The organism is Lacrimispora sp. BS-2 (assembly GCF_040207125.1).
GTDB lineage: Bacteria > Bacillota > Clostridia > Lachnospirales > Lachnospiraceae > Lacrimispora.
Genome location: NZ_CP157940.1, coordinates 2,503,229 through 2,528,038, shown reverse-complemented (window position 1 = coordinate 2,528,038; position 24,810 = coordinate 2,503,229). Strand labels below are relative to the sequence as shown.

The following is a 24,810-nucleotide window of genomic DNA, read 5'->3' as shown; positions in this document are numbered from 1 at the left end:
ATGACTGGTAAAAATAATTTTGTTTTAAAGGGGAATATTTGTTACAGTGAGGATGTCCGCACGTTAAAGACAGTGGAGCAGGGATATTTAGTTTGCCGGGACGGGAAGTCGGCAGGAATTTATAAAGAACTTCCGGCGCAGTTTCAGGATTATCTTCTGAAGGACTGGGGAGATATGCTCATTGTCCCCGGCCTTGTGGATCTTCACATTCATGCGCCCCAGTTTGCTTTTCGCGGCCTGGGGATGGATCTGGAGCTTTTAGACTGGCTGAACACCAATACATTTCCGGAGGAGGCCAAGTATGCTGATCTGGAATATGCAAATAAAGCTTATGGTATTTTTGCAGAATCCATGAAAAAAAGCGCTACTACAAGGGCCTGTATTTTTGGCACCATCCACAGGCAGGCAACAGAACTTTTAATGGACTTAATGGAGGAAACCGGTTTAAAGACCATGATCGGCAAGGTCAATATGGACCGAAATTCACCGGATTACTTAAGGGAAGAAGGCGCAGAAGAGTCAGAGCAGGAGACCCTCCGCTGGCTTAAGGAAACAGGATCCAGATACGAGAACGTAAAGCCCATCTTAACACCCCGGTTCATTCCGTCCTGCACGGATGATCTGATGGAACGGCTGGGAAGGCTGCAAAAGGAGTACGGACTCCCGGTCCAGTCTCATTTGTCGGAAAATCAGGGCGAGGTGGCATGGGTAAAGGAGCTTTGCCCGGTCTCCAGATTTTATGGGGATGCTTATGACAGGTTCGGCCTGTTTGGAGAAAACGGGAAGACAGTAATGGCTCATTGTGTTTCTTCGTCAGAAGAGGAAATTAAATTAATAAAAGAGCGTGAGGTTTATATCGCTCATTGTCCGCAGTCAAACACCAACCTATCCTCAGGAATCGCTCCGGTCAGGACCTATCTGGACAGGGAGATCAATGTGGGGCTTGGCAGTGATGTGGCAGGAGGAAGCGGGGAATCCATTTTCCGCGCCATGGCAGATGCGATTCAGGTATCAAAGCTGAGATGGAGGCTAAAAGATGAAAACTTAAAACCTCTTACTGTGGAAGAAGCTTTTTACCTGGGAACCTTAGGGGGAGGCTCCTTCTTTGGAAAGGTTGGAACCTTCCTGGAAGGATATGAATTTGATGCGCTGATTCTTGATGACAGCGGTTTGCCTTATCCTCAGTCTCTTACCTTGAAAGAGAGGCTGGAACGGTTCATCTACCTATCTGATGACAGACACTTGAAGGGGAAATATGCGGGAGGAAACAGGATTTTTTAGTTTTATTTCTTAAAGAAAGAACTGCATGGGGCAGCTCTTATACAGCAAGGAAAATATTTTAACTATCAAGGAGGTAGAGGTATGGAAACACAAAAAAATGCAGGGTTCCTGGAGCGAGTATTTCACTTATCTGAGAACCATACGGATGCAAGGACCGAGATTGTAGCCGGTATCACCACATTTATGACTATGGCTTATATCCTGGCGGTAAACCCCAGCATCTTAAGTGCGGCGGGAATGGACAGCGGGGCAGTATTCACGGCAACGGCTCTTGCATCACTATTTGCCACCCTTTTAATGGCAGGACTTGCAAATTATCCTTTTGTACTGGCACCGGGAATGGGACTTAATGCGTATTTCGCATATACCGTAGTCCTTAACATGGGGTATTCCTGGGAGATCGCTTTGACCGCCGTATTTGTTGAAGGTATTATTTTCATCATTCTTTCATTGACGAATGTGCGGGAAGCGATTTTTAATGCAATTCCCATGAATTTAAAGCATGCCGTATCCGTTGGCATTGGTTTGTTTATCGCATTCATCGGACTGCAGAATGCAAAGATCGTTGTGGATGGAGCAACTCTTGTCACCATGTTTTCTTTTAAGGGGGCCCTGGCAGATGGTTCCTTCCAGACAGTCGGCATTACCGTATTGCTGGCAATTATCGGCATTCTGATTACAGCCGTGCTGGTAGTAAAAAATGTGAAGGGCAATATTTTGTGGGGAATTATTATTACATGGGTACTGGGTATGGTCTGTCAGGCCATCGGCTGGTACAGACCGGATCCGGAGCTGGGAATGTTCAGCGTATTTCCTAATTTTTCAGCTGGTTTTGGTATTCCGGATATGTCCCCTACCTTTTTTAAATTGGATTTTTCAAAGATCCTTTCCCTGGATTTCCTGGTAGTTATGTTTGCATTCCTGTTTGTAGACGTATTTGATACTCTGGGAACCTTAATCGGTGTGGCTTCCAAGGCGGATATGCTTGATAAAGAGGGAAAACTTCCCCGGATCAAGGGCGCATTGCTGGCAGATGCTGTCGGTACTACCGCAGGCGCAATATTTGGGACATCCACCACCACCACCTTTGTAGAAAGTGCTGCCGGTGTTGCAGAAGGCGGCAGAACCGGATTAACAGCAGTGGTTGCAGCCATCCTGTTTGGCTTATCCCTGTTCTTATCCCCGATTTTCTTAGCCATTCCGTCCTTTGCTACGGCTCCGGCTCTGGTAGTGGTAGGCTTCTTAATGATGACTTCCGTCACCAAGGTTGATTTTGCAGATTTCACAGAGGCAATTCCAAGCTATATCGCAATTATTGCCATGCCTTTTATGTACAGTATTTCCGAGGGAATCTCCATGGGAGTTATCTCTTATGTTGTTATTAATGTGGTAACAGGCAGAGCAAAAGAAAAGAAAATCAGTACCCTTATGTATATTTTAGCAGTATTGTTTGTGCTAAAATATGTATTAATATAACTTATCAGAAATCGTTTTAGATTTCTGATAAAAGGGGCGTTTTTTGCCCTGTCCATCCGATTATGGTCACGTCCTTGTGACTATAATATAACCTATCAGAAATCGTTTTAGATTTCTGATAAAAGGGGCGTTTTTTGCCCCGTCCATCCGATTATGGTCACGTCCTTGTGACTATAATATAACTTATCAGAAATCTCTTTTCAGATTTCTGATAAAAGGGGCGTTTTTGCCCCGTCCATCCGATTATGGTCACGTTCTTGTGACCATAATATAGCTTATCTGAAATTGCAAAGCAAGTGAAGATAAAAGAGCTGTTCTTCAGCCCAAAAAGCAACCCAATAAAGCAGCCTGATTCATATCAGAACAACCGGTCAACAGATACATGGACTGGCGGCGACATCACTTTGATAAGCGTTTTACGCTTTGAAAAAGTCTCGTCTCCGTCGGTCCTTTTCATAAGGGAAGAGACCGCAGGCTGTTTACACATCAGAATGAGAAATAGGAGGCGTAAATATGATAATCGGAAAAAGTGTTGCCCGTGTGGATGCATTTGATAAGGTCACGGGAAGATCCAAATACACCGATGATCTTTGTGAGAGAAATGCTCTGGTAGCTAAGATCTGCCATTCTTCCATAGCCAATGGAGTCGTAAAATCTATTGATACCTCAGAGGCCGAAAAAATACCGGGAGTGGTTAAGGTAGTCACCTGCTTTGACGTGCCTAAAAACTATTTTCCAACGGCCGGCCATCCCTGGTCAACGGATATCGCACATCAGGATGTGGCTGACCGGCTTCTTTTAACGGACCGGGTGCGTTTTTGCGGCGATGAGGTGGCGGCGGTAGTCGCGGAAAATGAAATCGCTGCAAAGCAGGCGATCAGGGCCTTAAAGGTGGAATACGAGGAATATCCCTTTGTTCTGGACGTTCAGGAGGCCATGAAGGAGGAAGCACCCCAGCTTCACGAGAAATTTATCAATAATATTCTGGGCCATTCCAGCGTCAGAAAGGGAAATCTGGAAGAGGCTATAAAAGAGCCGGGACTTGTAAAAATCGACCAGTGGTATGATACTCCCATTGTTCAGCACTGCCATATTGAAAACCATATTTGTTTTGCCAGCATGGAAAACGGAAAAATAACCGTGGTATCTTCTACCCAGATCCCTCATATCGTCAGGAGGGTGGTGGGGCAGGCCCTTGGAATCCCCTGGGGAAATGTCCGCATCATTAAGCCATATATAGGAGGCGGCTTTGGAAATAAGCAGGATGCTCTGTATGAGCCTCTTTGCGCCTATCTTTCAACGGCGGTGGGAGGACGGCTGGTCAAGCTTGATGTGACCCGTGAAGAAACCTTTGTAAGCAACCGTACAAGACACTCTATCCGCAGCCATATCATCAGCTGGGTGCGCAAAGACGGCACCTTTGCAGCCCGTAAACTGGAGTGCTTTTCCAACCAGGGAGCTTATGCTTCTCACGGACATGGAATCGCGGCAAAGGGCATGAATGCTTTTCCACAGTTATACCCCTGCGAAAATATAGAATGCGATGCCTATACGGTATTCACCAATATGCCTGTGGCAGGTGCCATGCGCGGCTATGGAATCCCTCAGGCCATGTTCCCGGTGGAAAGCCAGTCCGATGACATTGCCCTTGCAATCGGCATGGATCCGGTGGAATTCCGCCGTAAAAACCTGATGCCCGTTGGCTATGTGGATGGTTTCTCTAAAAATGAAAATTATTTTGATACCTTTAACCAGTGTATGGAAAAGGGAAAAGCTTATATAGATTTTGACAGGAAAAGAAAGGAATACGCAAACCAGACCGGACCTGTACGCAAAGGCGTGGGCTGTGCGGTATTTTGGTATAACACCGCGGTATGGCCAATCAGCCTGGAAACCTCTTCCTGCCGGATGGTAATGAACCAGGATGGCTCCATACAGGTTCAGCTTGGTGAGACAGAAATCGGCCAGGGTGCTGATACGGCTTTTGGCCAGATGGCGGCGGATACCCTTGGAATTCCTTTTGAAATGGTTCATGTGATCTCCTGTCAGGACACGGATGTCACTCCTTTCGGAACAGGATCTTATGCTTCCAGACAGACCTATGTGGGAGGCTTTTCCATCAAGCAGACAGCTCTTTTATTAAAAGAGAGGATTTTAAATTATGCTCATGAGCTGACTCGCATGCCGGCCTTTAACCTGGATATCAGGGATGGAAAAATCGTGCGGACTACAGATGGAAGAGAGCTTATAACATTGGGGGAATTGGCCACAGAAGCCATTTACAGCCTGTCCAACAGCCAGCATCTGACCTCTGAAAGCACCTATCAGATAAAGTCCAATGCTTATTCCTTTGGCTGCTGCTTTGCAGAGGTAGAGGTGGATATTCCCATGTGCAAGGTAAAGTTATTGGATATTATCAATGTCCATGACTGTGGTCAGCTGATCAACCCGGCTCTTGCCCAGGCCCAGGTTCATGGAGGAATGAGCATGGGAATCGGCTATGCCCTTTCAGAACAGCTTCTCATTGACGGGAAAACAGGCAGAACGTTAAATGACAATCTGCTGGACTATAAATTGTCTACTACCATGGATCATCCTCATCTTGAGGCACAGTTTGTGGAAAATTATGAGCCTACCAGCGCATTTGGAACAAAGTCCCTGGGAGAACCTCCGGCCTGTCCGGTGGCTCCGGCCATCCGCAATGCCATTTTAAATGCAACAGGCGTGCACATGTACCAGATACCGATGACATCCCAGGCTTTATTTAAACGGTTCAAGGAAGAGGGACTCTTCTGATATTACAGTTCAGCCATTAATAGCAAGGAGGAAAGCTTTATGTATGATATGAAAGCATTATATGAAGCAAATACCGTAAAGGAAGCGGTAAAGCTTCGTTTGGAACATCCTGAGGCCCAGATCATAGCAGGCGGAAGCGACGTTTTAATACAGATGCGGGAGGGAAAACGCGCCGGAAAGGAATTGATCAGCATTTATATGATCGATGAAATGAGAGGCGTAAAGCTGGACGGAGAAGAGGCCATTCGCATAGGCTCTCTCACCAGTTTCTCTCATATTACCAAGGACCCCATCATTCAAAAATACATCAATGTCCTTGGTGAAGCGGTGGATATGGTGGGTGGCCCCCAGATAAGAAACATCGCCACCATCGGCGGAAACACCTGCAACGGGGTTACCTCAGCGGATTCAGCTTCCACGCTTTTTGCATGGGATGCCATCATCGAACTGACAGGCCCGGAAGGCATCCGCCGGATTCCCATCAGCGATTTCTATATAAAGGCTGGAACCGTGGATATCAGAGAGGGAGAGCTTCAGACAGCAGTGATCATTCCAAAGAAAAGTTATGAAGGCTACAAAGGCCATTACATCAAATACGCCAACAGAAACGCCATGGATATCGCCACCACAGGCTGTTCCGTAAATGTAAAGCTGTCAGAGGATAAAAAGACTGTGGAAGACATAAGGATCGCTTATGGAGTGGCAGGCCCTATTCCCATGCGCACAAAAAGCGCAGAAAACCTGGCAAAGGGACAGCCTGTATCAAAAGAACTGGCAGAAGCCTTTGGAAAAGAAGTACTTGCAGACATCAATCCCCGCGACAGCTGGCGTGCTTCAAAGGATTTCCGTAAGCACGTTGCTGTGGAAATGGCAACCCGCTGTTTCATAGAATCAGTGAAACTTTCAGGAGGTGAGATTGAATGACGGCACAATATAAGTTAGTAAAATGTACCATCAATGGAAAGTACACGGAAACAATGGTGGATGTACGGGCTTCCCTTACGGATATGCTGCGGGATGATTACCGTCTGACTTCCGTGAAAAAGGGCTGTGAAGTGGGAGAATGCGGAGCCTGCAACGTGATCATAGACCATGAATGTTACAATTCCTGCATCTATCTGGCAGTCTGGGCAGATGGAAAAGAAATTAAAACTCTGGAAAGTCTGATGGGACCAAATGGAGAGCTATCTGACATCCAACAGGCATTTATCGACGAGGCAGCAGTCCAGTGCGGATTCTGTACGCCGGGATTTATCATGTCAGCAGTGGAAATTTTGGAAAGCGGAAAAGAGTATACCAGAGATGAACTTAGAAAGCTGATGTCCGGCCATTTATGCCGGTGCACAGGCTATGAGAATATCCTGAATGCGGTAGAGAAAACCATGCTCCGCAGATTGGGAAAGCTGCCATCCTAAATGCAGATGATAAGAGCAGCTTAAAAGGAGCAGGGCCAAGGCAACAGAGAATGTTGCCTTGGCCCTGCTCCTTTTTTGTGTCATTATGGAGAGTGGTTCATGCTTTAGTTAAGAAACACGATTCCCAGGTTTAAGTACCCGTAAAATGTGATCCACAGCAGATAAGGAACCTGCAAGACCGCCGCATCCGGGTTGACGGTCCAGAAGGCTGATATCATTTTTACAACAGAGTACCAAAGGAAAAGGAGAATCAAAAATGACAGCAGATAGTTTTTTAAGTTAAAAAACACCAGGATCCGGAGGAAGTTCAGCAGCAGCTGAATTCCATATAACCGGAGAGCCGTTCCTTTTCTGTGAGAAGGTGAGGAAGCGGCCAGATAGGAGCCGAATCCCATGAGGATATATAGAAGGGTCCATATGATGGGAAGCAGCCATATTGGGGGAGAAAGGGCAGGATGATTTAAGCTTTTATATATGGACAAGCTGTTTCTCACCCAAAATGCTGTCACAGCCCCAACCCCTAAAGGAACGGCGGTGAAAGCATATAATTTAATCCGGTTTCTATCCATATGGATTCTCCTGTCTCTGATTTGATACTATCTTATTCAGACGGAGGGAGGAATATCCATATGCCTTCTGAATTCCCTGGGGGTTATTCCGAATTTTTCCTTAAAGATCCGGTTAAAATAAGACAGATTATTAAACCCCGTATCTCCTGCAATGGTCAGAATAGAATCCTCGGAGGAGAGGAGCAGCCTGGAGGCCATGGTCAGACGGTAATCATTTAAGTAAGCGGTAAAGGGCATTCCCATGGTTTTCTTAAAAAATCTCATAAAATGAGACTGGCTCATGCCGCAGGCAGCTGATACTTCTTCTATGGAAAGCGGCCTGCTGTAATGCTGCTCCACATATTTAAGGATCTGCCTGGTCCGTTCCAGCTCCTTTTGGGGACGGGGAGAAGGAGAGGGGGACGCCGGCTCATTGTTCCAGAAAAGAAAAAACAGTTCAAATAGCTTTCCTTTGATTAACAGCTCATAGCCCTCCGGAAATGTTTCGCGGATCTGATCGATCTGGTCTAAGCAGGAAGCAATCCTGCTGTAACTGGAAAGGCTTTTCGTCAAGAGCACCGGAAGATTTTTCTGTCCCAGGCTGATGGGGGAGAGATAGGTTTCCCAGCAGATATCCGGCTGCCTGGACCGCAGCAGGTTTAAATCAAAAATGATATTTTCATATTCCATGGATTCCTGGTTCCATTTTTCAATGGTATGAAGCTTACCGGGGCAGACGACGATGATGTCGCCACCGTGGACTTCATAGGGAATAAAATCCACGGACACCAGTCCGGTTCCTTTTTTAATGTAGATGAATTCCATCTCATCGTGCCAGTGCAGGGGAACCTTGTTAAAATCCAGGGGTATGGTGCAGGGATAAGTCAGGTAAGGAAAACCGGAAGGGTCCTGCTCATGCTTCTCCTGATAGTTTTCGTACTGTATGATATTCATAAAACTCCTGTTTTTCGAAAAATTTTAATGGTTGATGATAGTATTGTATCATAATATGCCAGAATGCTGCAAGATAAACACTGCATGGGATACTATAATACAAGAGTAATGTTAAAAAACAAAAAAGGAGAGGTCATTATGAATCTTGAGCAGCGGATTTTTGAAATATATAAGAAAGCAGTAAGTCAGTGTTCTAATAAGGAAATTTATTCTGCACTGCTGAAAATCGTGGGAGAAGAGGCGGAAAAAAGACGGCAGGAAGAAGGAAAGAAGAAAGTATATTATTTGTCTGCGGAATTCCTGATGGGAAAGCTGCTTTCCAATAATCTGATCAACCTGGGAATGTATGAAGAGGTCCGCCAGGTTCTTGTAAAAAACGGTAAAAATATTTGTGAGATCGAGGAAATAGAGCCGGAGCCGTCTCTTGGAAACGGCGGCCTGGGACGTCTTGCAGCCTGTTTTCTGGATTCCATGGCAACCCTTGGCTTAAACGGAGACGGAATTGGGCTTAATTATCACTTTGGTTTATTTAAGCAGAGCTTTGAGGACCATCTTCAGGCAGAAAATCCCAATCCCTGGATAGAGCAAAACAGCTGGCTTAAGAAGACAGAGGTCAGTTATCCCGTAACCTTTGGAGGGATGACCGTTCGTTCCAGAATGTATGATATAGGGGTGACCGGCTATGAGGGACGGACCAATCAGCTTCATCTGTTTGACTTGGAAACCATTGATGAGGAGATCATAAAAGATGGGATTTCCTTTGATAAAGAGGATATTAAAAAGAACCTGACCTTATTCCTTTATCCTGATGACAGCGATGAGGCTGGCAGAAAGCTTCGTATTTACCAGCAGTATTTTATGGTCAGCAGCGGTGCCCAGTATATTCTTGATGAGTGTGTGAAAAAGGGCTGCAAGCTATATGACTTACCGGATTATGCGGTGATCCAGATTAATGATACCCACCCTTCCATGGTGATCCCGGAGCTGATACGTCTTTTAACCCTGAAGGGAATTTCCTTTGAAAAGGCGGCGGAGATTGTCAGCAGAACCTGTGCTTACACCAATCATACCATTCTTGCGGAAGCCCTTGAAAAGTGGCCTATGGAATATTTAGAGGAAGCCGTACCCCAGTTAGTGCCTGTTATAAAGAAGCTTGATAAACAGGTCCGCAAGGCTCATAAGGACCCTTCCGTTGGTATTATAGATGAAAAGGATCTGGTGCATATGGCCCATATGGATATCCATTATGGCTTCAGCGTCAATGGAGTGGCGTACCTTCATACGGAAATCCTGAAAAAAAGCGAATTAAAGAAGTTTTATGATATTTATCCGGAGAAATTCTCTAATAAGACCAACGGAATCACTTTCCGCCGGTGGCTTCTCCACTGCAATCCGCTGCTTACTCAGCTGATCACTTCCAGAATCGGAGAGGGGTATAAGAAGGATGCCATGGAGTTGGAAAAACTGGCTGCATTTGATGATGAAGCGACCTTAAGGGCAATCCTGGATATCAAAAAACAAAACAAGATAGCATTAAAAGAATATCTCATGTCAACTCAGGGAACGGAAATAAATGAAAACTCCATTTATGATATCCAGATCAAGCGCCTCCATGAGTACAAAAGACAGCAGATGAATGCCCTTTATGTGATACACAAGTATTTAGAGATAAAAAAAGGAAACCTGCCCTCCACTCCGATTACCGTGATTTTCGGTGCAAAGGCGGCTCCTGCCTATGTGATTGCAAAGGATATTATTCACCTGATCTTATGCCTTCAGGAGTTAATTAACAATGATCCCCAGGTAAGCCCTTATTTAAGGGTGGTGATGGTGGAAAACTATAACGTATCCAAGGCGGAAAAGCTGATTCCTGCCTGTGATATCTCCCAGCAGATTTCCCTCGCTTCCAAGGAGGCCAGCGGGACCGGAAACATGAAGTTCATGCTAAATGGTGCGGTAACACTTGGAACCATGGATGGTGCCAATGTGGAGATTGCAGAGCTGGTGGGAAAGGATAATATTTATATTTTCGGGGAATCCAGTGAAAAGGTAATCAAGCATTACGAAAAAGCGGATTATGTATCTAAGGACTATTATAAAAAGGATTCTGATATCCGGGAAGCTCTGGACTTTATGGTGGGAGCGGAGATGACTGCCATCGGCCATAAAGAGAACTTAAAACGGCTTTATGATGAGATATTAAAAAAGGACTGGTTCATGACCCTGCTGGATTACAGCGCTTACGCGGCTGCCAGGGAAAGAATCTACAAGGATTATGAGGATTCTTTAGGCTGGGCGAAAAAGATGTTAATAAACATCAGCAAGGCAGGGTATTTCTCTTCAGACCGGACTATTCTGGAATATAATAAGGATATCTGGAAGCTTTAGGACAATAGGAAAGGGGCTATATTCATTGCAGTGACCTCCTTCTGTATGTGGTAAACTCGGTTTCTGTTCTTTTCTTATGAACAGTTTTCGACAAATCCATGAACATACAGATGTGGGGTCACTATTTATTGTCGAATTTTATCGTGACTTGCTATGAGTTTGTTTAGGATAATGTTGAAACCCATGATATGATTTAAGTAATATAATTACAATTTTATGTCAGGTATATAGGATTTATGTGTCATAAGTGTTAGAAGTGAAATAGACGGTATAACTTGTGGCAAACTATTGACCTGGGGCAATCAATCCACGAATGACAGAATGGAAAAGACAGGAGGTGAAAAGGTTGATTTTCTAACTTTGCAAGATTTATTTATGGCCGGATTGATGTTACAGGAATCAGTGGGTAAATAAATTAAATCAGAAATGGGGGGTTTTTATGAGTAGATTCAAACGAAAATCCATTACGGCGGCATTTTTGGCCGTAATAATCCTGCTTTCCTCTATGATGCCGGCAGCACCTGCGTTTGCCGCATCAGGCACACCGCTTAAACCGCATGTAAATATAGGTTACTGGCTGGGCGGAAACGGGGGAAGCAACAAAACATTGGCTCAGGCGAGTCAGGGATGGGACGTTATAAACGTTTCATTTATTGAGACAAAAGGGAATTATTACACTCCATGCCTGTCAATGGACCTTTCAGCCGTTTATTCTGGCTCGGAGGCTCAGCAGGCAGCAGCATTCAAAGCGGATATTCAAACGTTGAAAGCACAGGGCAAGAAAGTCGTAATCTCCTGCGGCGGACAAAATGGCGTTGTCCACCTTGACAATGCTTCTCAACGGGATATTTTCCTTAATGGGGTCAAAGCAATCATTGATGAATACGATTTTGACGGCTTTGATGTGGATTTTGAGGGTAGTTCCATCTCTTGTATGAATGCTGACAGAATTGGCAGCCTTACCACGCAACAGTCCATAAATCTGGAATATATCCTGCGTAACCTCAAAAATACTTACGGATCTGACTTTATTATTTCGGCCGCTCCGGAGTATTGCTACGTTCAGGGCGGTGCTATCAGCACAGGGAATTACGGTGCCTTCCTGCCTGTTCTTGACGCTTGCCGCGATATCCTGACCTATATTCATCCCCAGTACTATAATGGCTTTAACGCGGACTTTACCTGGTTACAGCCATCGGCAAATGCCGGCCCGCCTTTTACGCAAGTATATTCTGCCGAAGGCTATATCCGTCTTTCGGAGATGCTCATAACAGGTTTTGTATCTATGGACAAAGGAACTTTTGTGGGATTGAGGCCCGATCAGGTAGCTTTTGGAGTTCCTGCACGCAATGGCGCGGGCAGTGGCGCACAAAGCGTTTCAGTTTATGCTTCAGCCTTGAATACCCTGCTTGCCCAATATCCCACTTACCGTGGAATTATGACCTGGTCTATCGGCTGGGATGAAAGTGGCGGCAACAGCTTTGTCAACACAATCGCCCCGATTATCACCGCAGCAAACAATCTCCAGCCGTCCGCGGATGCGCAAACACCCATCATCACCAGCCAGCCGTCTGACCAGTCGGTACGTCTTGATGGGACGGCGGTTCTGACAGTGGCGGCTGCTGTATCGAAAGGTACGCTCAGCTACCAGTGGTATCAGGTCTCCGGCAAAGTTAACACCGGTGGCACCGCTATAAACGGCGCAACAAGTTCAACTTACAACCCGCCCACAGGCACAGAAGGTACGAACTATTACTACTGCCTTGTCATCAACACAGACAGCGCGGCTGCAGGTAACAAAACTGCCACAGCGGCAAGCAATGCGGTAACAGTATCGGTTACGGAGAACCAGCTGCCTGGCGGTGATACATGGGAGGCCGATGTTGTCTACACTGCCGGCCAGACCGTGATATACCAGGGGAAGACTTACCTGTGCAAATGGTGGACAAAAGGTGATATCCCTTCTGCCGGGGGACCATGGGAGCTGCAGAACGGCTCCAATTAATACGTGCATGGTAAGGCTTACACAGGTGGGGACACCCTCAGCCAGTAAAGAGAGCAGGTCCTGAAAGGACCTGCTCTCTTTTAATTCTTACTTGCCTGATCTTTCGGTAATATAATATTTAAAAAGATTGCTAAAATTGTTGCTACAACGACTGGGGAACGACCGAAAATGGTGGTAGCCCAGGCTGGGAAAGTCTGTAAAGAGGCCGGAGCCTGAGAAACTCCCATACCGAGAGCAACAGAAAGACCTACGATTGAAGAGTTCCGGAAGGTCATCTTCTCTGATGTAATAAGTCTTATTCCTGTCATGGCGATGGAAGCAAATACCGATACGGTAGCACCTCCAAGAACACACTGGGGAATCGTAGTAAGTAGAGCGGAAAACTTAGGAATTAATCCGGCTGCTAATAAGATGACTGCAGTCAGTCCCATAATGCAACGGTTGACAACCTTAGTTGTTGTTACGATTCCTACGTTCTGGCTGTAAGTTGCAGTGGGAAGGCCTCCTAAAAGGGCACCAAAGAAGTTGGTAAAGCCATAGCCCATAATTCCGCCCTGAAGTTCTTTATTCGTTGGTTCACGATCGATAGATCCTGTTGTAGTGGCCGTAAAGTCACCGATTGCCTGAACAGAGTTGATCGCAAATAAGAGTCCAATGGCAACACATGAGGATGGTTCAAATACAATTCCAAAATGAAGCGGCTGTGGAACCTGGAAAATGGTTGCAGCTCCCACGCTGGCAAAATCTATCATGCCAAAGAAGAGGGCAACGACATAACCAACCATAAGACCGATCAGAATAGAAGCCAGCTTAAAAATGCCTTTTCCAAAGTGGTTCAGACCGGTTACAACAGCCAGGGTAATAAGTGCCACAAGCCAGTTTTGCCAGGAGCCGTACCGCAGTAGACCTTCTACATCCTTATTGGCAACACCTCCGGCCATATAATTGATGGCTGTTGGGTAAAGAGAAAGCCCAATGGTGAATACTACCGTTCCGGTAATGAGCGGTGGGAAGAATTTACGGATACGTGTTACACCAAAGCCTACGATAAATGCAACCACACCGCCGACCATCTGTGCTCCTAAGATCGCGGCCACGCCATAATCTGCGGCAATGGCCTGCATGCTTGGAACATAGGCAAAGCTGATACCCATGATAACAGGAAGAGCGGCCCCTAAGTGGAAGCCATCTTTTTTGCCTACAGGGAAAAGCTGAAGCAGGGTGGATAATGCGGATACTACCAGAGCAGCCTGAATCAGGATGACCTTGTCCGCATCACTAAGCTGGGCAACGTTTGATACGATAATAGCAGGAGTTACACAGCCTACGATCATGGCCACAAGATGCTGAATAGCCAGTGGAATAGCCTGTGAAAATTTTGGGATACCATCCATTTCAAATATAGAAGCGTATTGCTTATTAGATTCCGTCATTGTAAAATTCCTCCTTTAGGAAAGATTTACGGTTTACTTATGAATATGAGTTCCGGTCTTCCCCAGGATTCCTTCTTTTGCTCTTTCCAGCAAGGTGATGAGCGCATTGCGCCCTTCCTTGGAATCTGCGAATTTCACGGCAGCCTGAACCTTTGGCAGCATGGAGCCAGGAGCGAAGTGTCCTTCTCCAATATACTTGCGGGCATCGTCTGTTGTGATATCGTCCAACCATTTCTCTTCCGGTTTACCGAAGTTTATTGCTACTTTCTCAACTGCTGTGAGGATGATTAAGAAGTCTGCATCCAGTTCCTCAGCCAGCAATTCACTTGCAAAATCTTTGTCAATAACTGCACTTGCGCCTTTTAAGTGGTTTCCCTGACGAGTTACGGGAATACCGCCGCCGCCGCAGGCGATAACCAGCTGTCCTGCTTCCACAAGGGAGCGGATCGCGCCGATTTCAATAATTTCTGCAGGATTTGGGGATGCTACCACACGGCGGTATCCACGTCCGGCATCTTCCTTTGTGATGTATCCGTACTTTTCCTCAGCCAGCTTTGCTTCTTCTTCACTCATGAAGTGACCGATAGGCTTGCTGGGAGAGTTGAAAGCAGGATCGTTTTCATCCACACGTACCTGTGTGATCATGGTGGTTACAGGAATGCTGTTTAAGTTCCTGTTTACCAGCTCTTCTCTTAAAGCATTCTGTAAGTCATAGCCGATATAAGCCTGGCTCATGGCTACACAGACGGAAAGAGGAGTGTTGGGCTGCTTGGGATCTTCCCGGGTTAATGCGCTCATTGCATTGTTAATCATACCGACCTGTGGGCCGTTGCCGTGAACCACCACCACTTCACAGCCTTCTTCGATCAGGTCAACGATTGCTTTTGACGTGATCTTTACTGCAGCCATCTGCTCCGGCAAAGTGTTTCCCAAAGCATTGCCGCCTAACGCAATAACAATTCTCTTTTTCTTTTCCATTTTGTTATCCTCTTAACGATTAAGAATTATTTAAAAGGCGCACCCGTATCCATTAGTAGGCTGCAGGTGCGCCCGGAATTCTTAAATAAGGGACAGTTGCCCCGATATTTAATTATTCAAAAATTCTTGGTTTTTTGCCAGATTCCAGCTTCTTTAAGATTTCCTGTGGATTCTCAAATTTGCTTAAGAAGATCATAGCGGCAATTACATATGGCTTGAAGCTTGCTTCTTTGTATAACGGATCGCGGTAACGATCGAATACGGAAGCAACTACTTCGCCGTCCTTGCAGCTTACATCGTTGATGTCAGCTGGTAAGCAGTGCATGTAAAGAGCCTTGCCGTCTTTTGTGGTCTTCATCAGCTCTTCTGTACAGCACCAGTCTTTGTGGCTTGCGTTCTGAGCAAGTAATTCTTTCTCAAGAGCCTTGATGCCGTCTGTGTCGCCTTCAGCGTAAAGGTTGGTTCTCTTTTCCATAGCTGCAAATGGAGCCCAGCTCTTTGGATATACAACGTCAGCATCCTTGAATGCGTCAGCCATGTCGTTGGATACACGGAAAGTACCGCCGGATTTCTCAGCGTTCTTCTTTGCAACTTCAACAACTTCAGGCATAACCTCATAGCCTTCCGGATGAGCTAAAACAACTTCCATACCCATACGAGTCATTAAGCCGATGATTCCCTGAGGAACGGATAATGGCTTTCCGTAGGAAGGTGAGTAAGCCCATGTCATAGCCAGCTTTTTGCCCTTTAAGTTCTCAATGCCGCCCATCTCATGGATGATGTGAAGCATATCAGCCATACTCTGAGTTGGATGGTCAATGTCGCACTGTAAGTTTACTAAAGTTGGTCTCTGCTCTAAGATGCCGTCTTTATTACCCTGGGTAACAGCGTCCATAAATTCATGCATATAGGTATTTCCCTTGCCGATATACATATCATCGCGGATACCGATAACATCTGCCATGAAGGAAACCATGTTAGCTGTTTCACGAACGGTCTCGCCGTGAGCTACCTGGGATTTGCCCTCGTCTAAATCCTGAACTTCCAGACCAAGTAAGTTACATGCGGAAGCAAAGGAGAAGCGGGTACGTGTGGAGTTGTCGCGGAATAAGGAAATTCCAAGACCGCTCTCGAATACTTTTGTGGAAATGTTGTTTTCTCTCATGAAACGAAGTGCGTCAGCAACGGTCCAGACAGCTTCCAGCTCGTCGTCGGTCTTCTCCCATGTTAAGAAGAAATCATTCTCATACATTTCCTTAAAGTTTAAGGAGTTGAGTTTGTCGATGTAATCCTGTAAGGTTTTCATATAGTAGTTAGCCTCCTGATTCTTGTCTTGTTTTATTGTTATCTATCCTTCATGCAGTCTGCCAGGCATTGATTGGGGAAGGAATGATCGGCAGTCTGCAAAAATGATTGCTAGGAGTGGCGGCAGGCCTTAAAGGGCCTGCTGCCAGAATTATGGTAAAATGGTTGTTAATGGCTTGTTTCTATTATTTGCAGTAAGCGGTTGGAAGTGCTGCATATACAGCTGCACAGGTAACCAGATCCTGTTTCCAGGTCTTTTCGTTAGGAGCATGAGCCTGAGCCTCTGCACCAGGTCCAAAGCCGATGCATGGGATTCCGTTGCGGCCCATGATGGAAACGCCGTTTGTGGAGAAGGTCCACTTGTCGGTAAGAGGACGGGCAGTTCTCATATCAAGAGTTTCTTTTGCACCGATTCTTGCATCACCGTAAAGGTTCTTGTAAGCTTCTTCCAGTGCCTTGGTAACGTCGTGATCCTCCGGAATAACCCAGGTCGGGAAGTAGCACTCGATCGGATAAGTAAGTCCGGTATAGGAAGGACGGGAATATTCGTACATGGAAACAGTAACGTCGTTGCCGTATTTCTTCACGTTTGGCAGATTGCGGATTTCATCCAGACAGCTTTCCCATGTCTCGCCTGCGGTCATACGGCGGTCTAAGGATACGGAACAGGAGTCAGCAACTGCACAGCGGCTTGGGGAGGTGAAGAAGATCTCGGAAGCAGTAACAGTACCGCGTCCTAAGAAGTTAGCCTCTTTCCACTCTTTGTTGTATTTCTCATCAAGCATTTTTACAAGGCCTTTGATTTCCTTGTCATCAGCAGCGTCGTTCTCGTTAAGAGCACGAACGTCCTGAAGAATATCAGCCATCTTGTAGATTGCGTTGTCACCGCGCTCTGGTGCGGAACCATGGCAGGAGATACCCTTTACGTCAATACGGATTTCCATACGGCCTCTCTGTCCGCGGTAGATACCGCCGTCAGTCGGCTCTGTGGAAACAACGAATTCAGGACGAACCTTGCCTTCGTTGATGATATACTGCCAGCAAAGACCATCACAGTCTTCTTCCTGAACAGTACCTGTAACCAGAACGGTGTATTTGTCATTTAAAAGACCTAAGTCCTTCATGATTCTTGCACCGTAAACAGCGGATACGATACCGCCGCACTGATCGGATACGCCGCGGCCGCCGATTTCTGTATCATTCTCGTAGCCTTCGTATGGATCAAATGTCCAGTTGTTCTTGTTGCCGATACCAACAGTATCAATGTGAGCATCAAAACCGATTAAAGTTTTGCCGGTTCCCATATAACCTAATACGTTGCCCATGCCGTCGATTTCTACTTTGTCGAAATCCAGCTTCCGCATTTCTTCTGCGATGCGGTCGATGTGAGCTTTTTCATCACAGCTTTCGCCTGGGAATTTAACGATTTCCCTTAAGAACTTTGTCATGTCGGCTTCATAATTCTGTGCTGCTTCTTTGATTTTTTTGTAATCCATGTTTTTGTCCTCCATATTTTTTATAAGTTATTATCGTTCTTTTCCTTCCCAGACAATTGCTTTGTAACGATCTGGGTCGGTGTCACCCTCAGTAGAGAAGAGGAGAACTTTTGAATCCTTATTAAGTCCTAAATGCTCTTTTAACTCCTTGTATTCATCAAGAAGCATGATGCAGGCCAGAACTCCGAACGGAGCAGCGCCTGATTCGCCGGAGGTTACCGGTGTATCGCCTTTGATAGGAGCGGCAAGCATTCTCATGCCCTGGGCAGCTGCCCAGTCAGGAGCGGAAACAAAGGTATCTACGTGATTCTTTAAGATATCCCAGGAAATAGTGTTTGGCTCTCCGCAGGCAAGGCCGGCCATAATGGTCTGCATATCACCGTCCACGATACGGATCGCTCCGTCGCCGGCTTTTGCACCCTTATAGAGACAGTCTGCTACATCAGCTTCCACAACCACAACCTTAGGCGGATTCTCTGGATAGCGGTTTGCAAAATATCCCTGAACAGCGCCTGCAAGAGAACCTACACCAGCCTGAACAAATACATGGGTCGGTCTGTCGCAGCCATATTCCTCAAGCTGCTCGTTCGCTTCCAGTGCCATGGTTCCGTAGCCCTGCATGATCCAGGCAGGAATCTCTTCGTAACCATCCCAGGCAGTATCCTGTACCACAACGCCGTTCTTTGTTTTGGAAGCGGCATCTGCAGCCATACGGACGCATTCGTCATAGTTGACTTCTTCTATAGTAACGGTAGCGCCTTCTGCTTTAATATTGTTGAAACGGGTGATGGTGGAGCCCTTTGGCATATAGACAACAGATTTCTGGCCTAATTTATTTGCTGCCCATGCAACACCACGTCCATGATTTCCATCGGTAGCGGTGAAGAAGGTTGCCTGGCCAAACTCTTTTCTTAAAGCATCAGATGTGAGTACGCTGTAAGGAAGATCAGAAACATCTTTTCCAGTCTGCTTTGCAATGTACTTTGCAATGGCAAAGGATCCGCCCAATACCTTGAATGCATTTAAGCCGAACCGGTAAGATTCGTCTTTTAAGTAGACCTGGCCAAGACCTAAATAATCTGCCATGTGATCCAGCTTTGCAAGAGGAGTCTTGCTGTACTGAGGAAAGCTTTCGTGGAACACTCTTGCTTTCTTGATTTCATCAATTGCCATAACCGGCAAATTTTTATCATCGGTCTTTGGCATGGTGTTTACAACCCATTGGATTGGTTTCATGATTTTTTACACTCCTTTTTCTTCATTAATTATGTTACTTTTCTTTATTTGTATCCATATAACTGTATAAAGTGAATTTGGATATGCCAAAATAATTGGAAACCTTGTCGCCTGACTTAGTAATAAGGAAAGCTCCTGCGTCATTTAAATACTGAATTGCGGTAACTTTGTCATCCTTGCTCATGAGAGCGACCGGTTTGCCAATCAGGGCCACAGACTGTTCGATCAGTGCGTCAAGAAGATCGTTCACATTATGGGTGATTCTTTTTGGCTGCTTCTCATCGTCTTCTGTTTCCGAGGTGGAGAGAAGAGATTTTAAGGAATTGTCTATGGTAAGCAGACCTGTGATATCATAATTAAGAGCCAGAATGTAGTCAATGGTATTATCTTTCCCTCTTATATACATGGTACTGGATTTTAAGATCCTGCCGTCATCGGTTCTTGTTAAATAGGATAAGCGGTCTTTTAAAAGATCCGGGTTCTTTTTTAACGTTTCCAAAACGATTTCAGAGGGACCGTCCCCCAGCTGTCTGTTGCTTACCTGGCCGTTTTCAATATAGACAATGGAGCTGTCTATATCTTCCTTCCTTAAGTCGTGGATAACTACTTCACAGTTGTTGCCAAAATGAGTAGCGATTCCACGTGCGATCTGCGTCAGCAGTTCAAGCTTTGAATCCATCGTTTGCCTCCCCTCATTGGAACATCTTATACACTCATCATAGCATAAAAATTTAAAATTTCAAGTGGTTTTCTAAAAATTTTTTAGGTTCTCTAATTTTTTTTGTATTTTTTACTTGCATTTCTTTATATGAAATGATACACTGTACCTAGTGAGGAATTTATGGTGTAATCTGTATAGAAAATGACGGATTATAGGATCCTGTATCAGCAGATTGCGGAAATGAAGTACATACATAGGGGAGATTCCTATGTTAGGTTTGTACAGTTGGAAATTTTTAGGTTTAACTCAAATTATGTTAAAAAATGGAAAAAAAGGAGATGGAAACATGCTGGTTATCGGTAATGGAAGAATGATTACAAGAGACCCCCAAAATCCGTTTTTTGAGAACGGTGCAGTTGCAATGGAGGGAAGCGTGATCCGTAAGGTAGGAACCACGGAAGAAATTAAGAAAGAATACCCGAATGCGGAGTATGTTGATGCAAAGGGTGGAGTTATCATGCCGGCCTTTATTAATGCTCACGAACATATTTACAGCTCTTTTGCCAGAGGCTTAAGCATCAAAGGATATGATCCTCACGGATTCCTGGAGATTTTAGACGGAATGTGGTGGACCATTGATCGTAACCTCACATTAGAAGAAACACGGTTAAGTGCTATGGCTACTTACATCGATTCTATTAAGAACGGTGTGACAACGACTTTTGACCATCATGCAAGCTTCGGACATATTACAGATTCCCTGTTTAAGATCGAAGAGGCTGCAAAAGAGACTGGCGTCCGTTCCTGTCTGTGCTATGAGGTTTCTGACCGTGACGGCAAAGAAAAGGCAAAAGAAGGGGTTCTGGAGAATGAAGCATTCATTAAGCATGCTTTGGCAGATGACAGCGACATGATTGCAGGAATGATGGGAATGCATGCCCAGTTTACGATTTCTGATGAGACCATGGAGCTTGCAGCTTCCCACAAGCCTGAAGGTGTGGGCTACCACATCCATGTGGCAGAGGGAATCGAAGATCTTCATGACTGCCTTAAGAAACACGGCAAACGGATCGTAGATCGTCTGATGGACTGCAAAATCCTGGGAGAAAAGACCCTTCTTGGACACTGCATCTATATCAATCCTCATGAGATGCAGTTGATTAAGGATACAGATACCATGGTAGTTCACAATCCGGAATCCAACATGGGCAATGCATGCGGCTGCCCGCCAACCATGGAACTGGTTCACAGAGGAATCTTAACAGGTCTTGGAACTGATGGTTATACCCACGACATGACAGAATCCTATAAAGTAGCCAATGTTCTGCACAAGCATCATTTGTGCGATCCTAATGCGGCATGGGGCGAAGTTCCCAAGATGCTGTTTGAAGGAAATGCAAAGATTGCAGGCCGTTACTTTAAGAAGCCTTTGGGCGTATTAAAAGAGGGTGCAGCAGCTGACGTAATCGTTACCGATTACATTCCGTTAACACCAATGAATGGGGATAACTGCAACAGCCATATCCTTTTTGGAATGACAGGACGCAGTGTGGTAACCACAGTAGGCAACGGAAAAGTGCTGATGAAGGACCGTATCCTTACAACCATTGATGAAGAAAAGGTGATGGCAGACTGCAGACAGGCAGCAGCTGAACTGGCAAACCGGATCAATTCCAGGTAATAACAGTTTCATAAAATCAGGTAAAATAGTAAAATATACAAATATAGAATATTCACTGAGGGTTGTCTGCAGAGAAAGAAAGCGGACAACCCCGTTACAGGAGGTAAAAAATGGGAGATAGAATGACCCCAATGCCATTTGGGCAGTTAGTGGACTGGATTATTAATGAATATGGAAAAAATGAGACTGTTTTCGGAGTCTACAGACCTTACAAGGCAGACAAGAAAAACAACCGGAAAATATTCGGACGCACTTTGGAGACTCCTATGGGACCGGCAGCCGGCCCTCATACCCAGCTCACCCAGAACATTGTGGCTTCCTATTATGCCGGAAGCCGTTTCTTCGAGTTAAAGACTGTTCAGCTCTTAGACGGAGAGGATCTGCCTGTAAGCAAACCATGTATCAAGGCAGACGATGAATGCTACAACTGTGAGTGGTCTACAGAGCTTTATGTTCCCCAGGCTCAGGACGAGTATATCAAGGCATGGATCCTGCTTCACATCATTGCCAAGGAATACGGCCTTGGTGCAATGGATGGCTTCCAGTTCAACATGAGCGTAGGCTATGACTTAGAAGGAATTAAATCCCCGAAGGTGAACTCCTTTATCGATTCCATGAAGGAAGCAAAAGATACGGATATGTTCAAGAACAGCATCAAATATCTTTTAGATCATTTAGATCTGTTCAAGAATGTGACGAAAGAGGATATTGAGAACATTCCTTCCACAATCTGCAATTCCGTGACCCTTTCCACTCTTCACGGATGTCCTCCACAGGAGATTCAGAGAATCGCTACCTACCTGATCGAGGAAAAGGGACTGAATACCTTCATTAAGTGCAATCCGACTCTTCTTGGATATGAATTTGCCAGAAAGACCATGGATGATATGGGATATGATTATATCGCATTCGGCGATTTCCACTTCCTTGATGATTTACAGTACGAGGATGCGGTTCCTATGTTAAAGACTCTTATGGCTTTGGCAGAGAAAAAGAACCTGGAGTTCGGTGTAAAGATTACCAATACCTTCCCGGTTGATGTAAAAAATAAAGAGCTTCCCAGCGAAGAGATGTATATGTCCGGAAAGTCCTTATATCCGCTTTCCATTACCCTGGCAGCTAAGCTGGCAAAGGAATTTGACGGAAAATTAAGAATTTCCTTCTCAGGCGGAGCAGATTACCATAACATCAAGGCAATCGTTGATGCAGGAATCTGGCCTGTTACCGTTGCGACCACTCTCTTAAAGCCAGGCGGCTATCAGAGACTTTACCAGATCGCAGAGAAGCTGGAAGCCGGCAATGTGGAGTTTACAGGCGTTGATCCGGAAAAGACAGCGAAACTGGCAGCAGATGCAGTTCATGATCCTCATCACAGAAAGGCAGTAAAACCTCTTCCTATCAGAAAGATGCCAAAGAGCGTTCCGCTTATTGACTGCTATGTGGCTCCATGTAAGGAAGGATGTCCGATTCATCAGGATATCACCACTTATTTACAGCTTTCCGGTGCAGGAAAATACGAGGATGCCATGAAGGTGATTGCAGAGAAGAATCCGCTTCCATTTATAACCGGAACCATCTGCGCTCATAACTGCATGAGCAAGTGTAACCGGAATTATTATGAAGATCCGGTAAACATCCGCGGAGTCAAGCTGGTTTGTGCGGAAGGCGGCTATGATGCCTTCATGAAGAAGATTGAAGCCGGCGAGCTGAAAGGCAAAAAGACGGCAGTAGTCGGCGGAGGCCCGGCTGGACTTGCAGCAGCTTATTTCCTGACAAAGAACGGAATGCCTGCAACCATTATTGAAAAGAGCGGCAGCCTGGGAGGCGTGGTAAAGCATGTGATCCCTGGATTCCGTATTCCCAATGAGGCGATTGACAAGGATGCTGCCCTGTCTCTGGCATTTGGAGCTGAGGTGAGATTAAATACTGAAGTGACAGATCTGGAAGCCTTAAAGAAGGAAGGCTTTGACTATATTATCCTTGCCACAGGTGCTTCAAAACCAGGCGTGTTAAAGCTTGAGGCAGGAGAGACCATAAATGCACTGGATTTCCTGGCTCAGTTCAAGGCAGCCGACGGAAAATTAAACATCGGTAAAAACGTAGTGGTCATCGGCGGCGGCAACACTGCCATGGATACAGCAAGAGCAGTGAAGAGAACAGAAGGCGTGGAACACTCCTACCTGGTGTACCGGAGAACCAAACGCTATATGCCGGCAGATGAGGAAGAATTAGAGATGGCGCTGGAAGACGGCGTGGAATTTAAGGAACTGCTGTCTCCTGTAGAACTTAAGAATGGAAAACTCCTTTGCAAGGTTATGAAGCTTTCCGATACCGATGCTACCGGCAGAAGGGGCATTGTGGAAACAGAAGAAACCGTAGAGATTCCTGCAGATACAGTGATCGCAGCAGTGGGCGAGCAGGTTCCAACAGAATTCTATGAAGCAAACGGCATTAACGTAAGCAACCGCGGGAAAGCCCTTGTAAACGAGGAAACCTTAGAGACCAGCGCATCAGGTGTTTATGTGGTAGGCGACGGACTCTATGGACCAGCTACTGTGGTAGAGGCGATGAGAGATGCACGCATTGCGGCTGAAGCTATTTTAGGTAAAAAAGCTGTTGTGGACTTTGATGACACAGTGGATAACTTAGATAAGATTTATGACAAGCGCGGTATTCTTGAAGGAACCAGGGAATATAAGGTAGAAGATGCCAGATGTCTTGGCTGTTCCAATGTCTGTGAAAACTGTGCTGAGGTCTGTCCAAACCGTGCAAACCTGGCACTGAATATTCCTGGTTTATCCATGCACCAGATCGTTCATGTGGACTATATGTGCAACGAGTGCGGAAACTGCAAGAGCTTCTGTCCATATGACAGCGCTCCTTACCTGGATAAGTTTACCTTGTTCGCCAATGAGGCTGACATGGAAAACAGCAAAAACGAGGGCTTTGTTGTATTAGATAAGGCAGCAGTTGCCTGCAAGGTACGTTACCTTGGAAATATTCTCACCTGGAAAGCCGGTGAAAAGGACAGCGTGATTCCGGAAGGACTTAGAAAAGTTATGGAAACTGTCTGCAGTGACTACGACTATATCTTAGGATAAGAAAAGTCCGGAAACAAGCAAAAAGAATAAGTAATTGTAATGGTAATGAATCGGCG

Annotated in this window: 17 protein-coding genes; 9 read left to right on the top strand and 8 right to left on the bottom strand. The window is 45.6% G+C overall.

The annotated features are described in order from the left end of the window. The 5 genes from ABFV83_RS11990 (at position 1) to xdhC (ending at position 6,968) form a co-directional block, all read left to right on the top strand. Complete coding sequence (locus ABFV83_RS11990; RefSeq protein ID WP_349944094.1) at positions 1-1,281, top strand: amidohydrolase family protein; 1,281 nt, start codon at positions 1-3, stop codon at positions 1,279-1,281. A gap of 81 nt (positions 1,282-1,362) precedes the next feature. Beyond that, entirely contained in the window at positions 1,363-2,757 is a 1,395-nt protein-coding gene (locus ABFV83_RS11985) for an NCS2 family permease (protein ID WP_349944092.1), read from the top strand. Between the two features lie 513 nt (positions 2,758-3,270). Further along, positions 3,271-5,553 carry a xanthine dehydrogenase subunit XdhA gene (xdhA, locus tag ABFV83_RS11980; RefSeq protein WP_349944091.1) on the top strand — a complete coding sequence of 761 codons (2,283 nt, stop codon included), beginning with the start codon at positions 3,271-3,273 and terminating at the stop codon, positions 5,551-5,553. Between the two features lie 39 nt (positions 5,554-5,592). Beyond that, positions 5,593-6,477: a xanthine dehydrogenase subunit XdhB gene (gene xdhB, locus ABFV83_RS11975; protein ID WP_349944090.1), complete on the top strand. Its 885-nt coding sequence runs from the start codon at positions 5,593-5,595 to the stop codon at positions 6,475-6,477. Next, positions 6,474-6,968 (top strand): xanthine dehydrogenase subunit XdhC, encoded by a 495-nt coding sequence (gene xdhC / locus ABFV83_RS11970; protein ID WP_349944088.1) that lies wholly within the window; start codon positions 6,474-6,476, stop codon positions 6,966-6,968. Before xdhB ends, xdhC begins: the two co-directional genes overlap by 4 nt. Positions 6,969-7,072: 104 nt before the next feature. On the opposite strand, the gene ABFV83_RS11965 is transcribed toward xdhC, so the two are convergent. Further along, on the bottom strand, positions 7,073-7,537 hold the full coding sequence (locus tag ABFV83_RS11965; protein WP_349944087.1) for a TspO/MBR family protein: 465 nt from the start codon (positions 7,535-7,537) through the stop codon (positions 7,073-7,075). A gap of 36 nt (positions 7,538-7,573) precedes the next feature. Further along, positions 7,574-8,470, bottom strand: coding sequence for an AraC family transcriptional regulator (locus ABFV83_RS11960; RefSeq protein WP_349944085.1), 897 nt, complete (start codon positions 8,468-8,470; stop codon positions 7,574-7,576). A gap of 138 nt (positions 8,471-8,608) precedes the next feature. On the opposite strand from ABFV83_RS11960, the gene ABFV83_RS11955 reads away from it, so the two are divergent. Then, positions 8,609-10,858 (top strand): glycogen/starch/alpha-glucan phosphorylase, encoded by a 2,250-nt coding sequence (locus ABFV83_RS11955; protein WP_349944083.1) that lies wholly within the window; start codon positions 8,609-8,611, stop codon positions 10,856-10,858. 439 nt (positions 10,859-11,297) lie between these two features. Continuing rightward, positions 11,298-12,863 carry a glycosyl hydrolase family 18 protein gene (locus ABFV83_RS11950; protein ID WP_349944082.1) on the top strand — a complete coding sequence of 522 codons (1,566 nt, stop codon included), beginning with the start codon at positions 11,298-11,300 and terminating at the stop codon, positions 12,861-12,863. An 80-nt stretch (positions 12,864-12,943) separates the two neighbouring features. Here the strand turns inward: ABFV83_RS11950 and ABFV83_RS11945 are convergent, their stop codons facing one another. From ABFV83_RS11945 to ABFV83_RS11920, 6 genes are all read right to left on the bottom strand, one after another. Further along, positions 12,944-14,296 (bottom strand): nucleobase:cation symporter-2 family protein, encoded by a 1,353-nt coding sequence (locus ABFV83_RS11945; protein WP_349944081.1) that lies wholly within the window; start codon positions 14,294-14,296, stop codon positions 12,944-12,946. A 33-nt stretch (positions 14,297-14,329) separates the two neighbouring features. After that, positions 14,330-15,274 carry a carbamate kinase gene (gene arcC, locus ABFV83_RS11940; RefSeq protein WP_349944079.1) on the bottom strand — a complete coding sequence of 315 codons (945 nt, stop codon included), beginning with the start codon at positions 15,272-15,274 and terminating at the stop codon, positions 14,330-14,332. Positions 15,275-15,386: 112 nt separating this feature from the next. Then, positions 15,387-16,580: a knotted carbamoyltransferase YgeW gene (ygeW, locus tag ABFV83_RS11935; protein ID WP_349944078.1), complete on the bottom strand. Its 1,194-nt coding sequence runs from the start codon at positions 16,578-16,580 to the stop codon at positions 15,387-15,389. A 184-nt stretch (positions 16,581-16,764) separates the two neighbouring features. After that, a complete protein-coding gene (locus ABFV83_RS11930; protein ID WP_349944077.1) occupies positions 16,765-18,075 on the bottom strand; it encodes a YgeY family selenium metabolism-linked hydrolase in 1,311 nt (436 codons plus the stop codon). A 30-nt stretch (positions 18,076-18,105) separates the two neighbouring features. Further along, positions 18,106-19,311, bottom strand: coding sequence for a diaminopropionate ammonia-lyase (gene dpaL / locus ABFV83_RS11925; protein ID WP_349944075.1), 1,206 nt, complete (start codon positions 19,309-19,311; stop codon positions 18,106-18,108). A gap of 34 nt (positions 19,312-19,345) precedes the next feature. Next, a complete protein-coding gene (locus tag ABFV83_RS11920) occupies positions 19,346-19,990 on the bottom strand; it encodes a helix-turn-helix transcriptional regulator (RefSeq protein ID WP_349944073.1) in 645 nt (214 codons plus the stop codon). Positions 19,991-20,318: 328 nt separating this feature from the next. Here ABFV83_RS11920 and ssnA point away from each other — a divergent pair, with 328 nt between their 5' ends. Further along, positions 20,319-21,653, top strand: coding sequence for a putative aminohydrolase SsnA (gene ssnA, locus ABFV83_RS11915; RefSeq protein ID WP_349944072.1), 1,335 nt, complete (start codon positions 20,319-20,321; stop codon positions 21,651-21,653). A gap of 110 nt (positions 21,654-21,763) precedes the next feature. Further along, positions 21,764-24,754 (top strand): putative selenate reductase subunit YgfK, encoded by a 2,991-nt coding sequence (gene ygfK, locus ABFV83_RS11910; protein WP_349944071.1) that lies wholly within the window; start codon positions 21,764-21,766, stop codon positions 24,752-24,754. Positions 24,755-24,810: the final 56 nt, after the last annotated feature.